At 36.7% G+C, this 2731-nt stretch carries 4 protein-coding genes; 1 reads left to right on the top strand and 3 read right to left on the bottom strand.

Translation table 11 applies throughout. From position 1 onward, the window contains the following. The 3 genes from AMDU4_RS04690 to AMDU4_RS04700 form a co-directional block, all read right to left on the bottom strand. Positions 1 to 573 (bottom strand): hypothetical protein (locus AMDU4_RS04690; protein ID WP_021786830.1); only part of this gene is annotated, 573 nt, incomplete at its 3' end. Positions 574 to 684: 111 nt separating this feature from the next. Next, positions 685 to 1599: a hypothetical protein gene (locus AMDU4_RS04695; protein ID WP_021786831.1), complete on the bottom strand. Its 915-nt coding sequence runs from the start codon at positions 1597 to 1599 to the stop codon at positions 685 to 687. Beyond that, positions 1596 to 2168 (bottom strand): hypothetical protein, encoded by a 573-nt coding sequence (locus AMDU4_RS04700; protein WP_290704221.1) that lies wholly within the window; start codon positions 2166 to 2168, stop codon positions 1596 to 1598. The genes AMDU4_RS04695 and AMDU4_RS04700 overlap by 4 nt, the downstream gene beginning before the upstream one ends. Before the next feature lie 120 nt (positions 2169 to 2288). Here AMDU4_RS04700 and AMDU4_RS04705 point away from each other — a divergent pair, with 120 nt between their 5' ends. After that, positions 2289 to 2420 (top strand): hypothetical protein, encoded by a 132-nt coding sequence (locus tag AMDU4_RS04705; RefSeq protein WP_290704224.1) that lies wholly within the window; start codon positions 2289 to 2291, stop codon positions 2418 to 2420. The last annotated feature ends 311 nt before the right edge of the window (positions 2421 to 2731 follow it).

Here is a 2731-nt window from a genome sequence, read left to right on the forward strand (position 1 = left end):
ATAAGCCTTTTCCGCTTCGCCTAGTAAATATAAAGCTACCTTAATAATATCATTATCAGAATCTTTATAAAAAGGTATTTCCAAAACTAGAAAGTTCCCCACACCAAGTTTCGGTACAAACTTATTGACCCAATCTGACGCTTTTATTATTGTCGATTCTCCAGACAGTTCACGTACGTGTTGTTGGTATCCATCAAACAAGCCGTCCTTGGTTCTCCATAAAACTGAGAAAGTCACCGATGCGGAGAAATTTACATCTTTATATTTATCTGCATCTCTGCTTTTTTCTATGAAATCAAGGCTTTCTTTGTCAAGTTCCGCGTATCCTTGGGCGAGGAAATCCGGGACTTTATTTCTATAATCTTGCCCTATTGGTTTGTCCGTAGCTGATATGTTATATCTAGAAATTCTTGATATAATAGTGTTATTAATGCGTAAATCCCCATATGCATCCACTATAATTGATATAGGTAGTAGATCCAAAATTTCAAACTCTATCTTAAGAGTTGGTTTCAAATGGACTGGCATATCATTATCATCGACAGGCTTAATTGTAACATTTTCAATTTGCATGATAACACACCTTTCTAATAATTTCCTCTTGCGTTCTGGATTACATATGCACATCTGGGAGGAAATGAACCTGAATGTGCATGATTCTTAGCTATAGAGCAGAGTTATTTATTAGTCCACTCTGATTGTATTGGATGTGGAATTATAGTAATTATCCTTTACGATGAAATAAACATTAAATGGGCCTGAACCATGCATATTTACGGAATACGAAGGTGAGTGAGAGGTGAAGTAGTGAGGAGGAAATTGGCAGGAATCATTGACATATATATAATAACACATCTCACCATTAACATCACCGCCTGAGGAAACCAGATTCGCATCGAATGTTGTGCAACAGCAAGTTGAATTATATGAAATGTTAGAGGCTGAAATACTTACTGCCTTTGGCGGATTGTACACCTGTATCTGCTCAGCCTCCGATGAGAAATGGTAATTACCTTGTGAAATTGAGTAATTCACGGAAATGTTGCCCGCTATTGTGGGTGTTATAGTAATTGCGTTACCGGCGTGCGTAACTCCCAAGGCACAAAAAGTAAGATTATCAACAGATGTAGATGCAGTGATTTTATCAGATACCCCAGTATCTATAAAGCCATGCTGATATGAAAATGAAATGTGTGGGAATGTATATACCTGAACGGTTTTTGATGTAGAATATGAATTATACACCACCTTGAAGGTCAGGCTATGGAGCCCTAGAGGGGAAAGGACCTTGGACAGTTCCTCAATCTGGGTAAGGGTACTGGGAAATTTAATAACTTGATTTCCAGTTACTATTCCAGAGAATATTATATTTCCATTGGAAATGACTTCATATTCAGCAGTTTTCGATGAATGTACATGAGCGCTAAATATTGGTACATCTAAGGAATTGTTCATAGTAGTATTAGAATTAGAGGTTACAGAAGAAATCTGTATTCCCGGATTAACGTCTCCCTGGTTAGACAACACAAAATAAGTACCGGCACCTGCCCCAACAATAACAATCCCTATAATAATAGATAAAATTTTTTTGCTAATCATTTTTGTACCCTGTTTATATTTCCCTTGGCATACTGGATTTGGGTCATAGCCTGGACATCGGGAAGAGACCAGGCATATTTAGTATGTACACAATCAAAGACTTTATCAACTTCACACCAGAGGCGTATGATGTTGTTTCCATTCAATTTCAAATAAACAAACACTATTCGATCATGTCCAGCACCACCATAATTAAGATCCCTGATTGCTATGCGGTCATCAAGAACATTTAAGTGTGTAACGGCAGAAAGATTCTTGAACTGGTCGGTATAGTTTGGTGGAAGGGCGTGGAGATCTTCCTGACTGTATACGGCTTGTTCAGCTTTTTTTAATCCTTCTGCTATACGTTTACCTTTGTCAGTTAGCTGGATAGCGTATATGCGACGACCAAGCCTCTGTTCTTCAATTGATATTAATCCGCTGTTTTCCAAAAGTGGCAATAATTTATCAATGGTGTGCATGGTACTTACTTGTTGTAAATCTGTTTTTTTTGAACTACCATTGTCTAATAAATAGAGAAGAATAGTAGTAGCGTATTTATGAGACAATATATCTTCGTCTTTATCCATATTCAAATATGACATTTGAAATAGCATATAAACTATATTATATAATCAATAGTCAATATTGATAATTGCTAATATTTATATACAACTAACAAATGTCATATTTGACATTAGATGATAAATATGAAAACTGTAGCAAAAGTAGGTAAGTCTGGGCGTGCACAGATACCAAATGAGATTCGTGTGAAAATGGGAATTGGGGCTGGAGACCTGCTCGTAATAGATATTTTAGAGGTAATAAAAAATGACCTTTGATTATTCTGGTATGCTGGTGATTCCAAAGAGCTTAATCCAGTCCTGGAAACTGGAAGTAAATCATAAGAAAACATACAATAATTGGGGTTATAGCCCAGTATCCAGGGCAATATACCATATAACACGTACAAGTTCGAAATATGGAGAGGCGATCTAATGGATAAATTGGAAGACTTTGAAACATTCCTGATCGATGAACTAAGATTTTCGCCAGGTACAGTAAAGCTTACAATGTCAAAAATGCGATATGTTAGTAAACGCTGTGATATCGACGATAGGATAGCTATCCAGGGCTTTATCCGCAGTGTATG

The organism is Ferroplasma sp. Type II (assembly GCF_000496155.1).

Excerpts from the sequence above, each read along its gene's own strand:
- AMDU4_RS04695 (WP_021786831.1), bottom strand. The coding sequence starts at position 1,599 with ATGATTAGCAAAAAAATTTTATCTATTATTATAGGGATTGTTATTGTT.
- AMDU4_RS04700 (WP_290704221.1), bottom strand. The coding sequence starts at position 2,168 with ATGGATAAAGACGAAGATATATTGTCTCATAAATACGCTACTACTATT.
- AMDU4_RS04705 (WP_290704224.1), top strand. The coding sequence starts at position 2,289 with ATGAAAACTGTAGCAAAAGTAGGTAAGTCTGGGCGTGCACAGATACCA.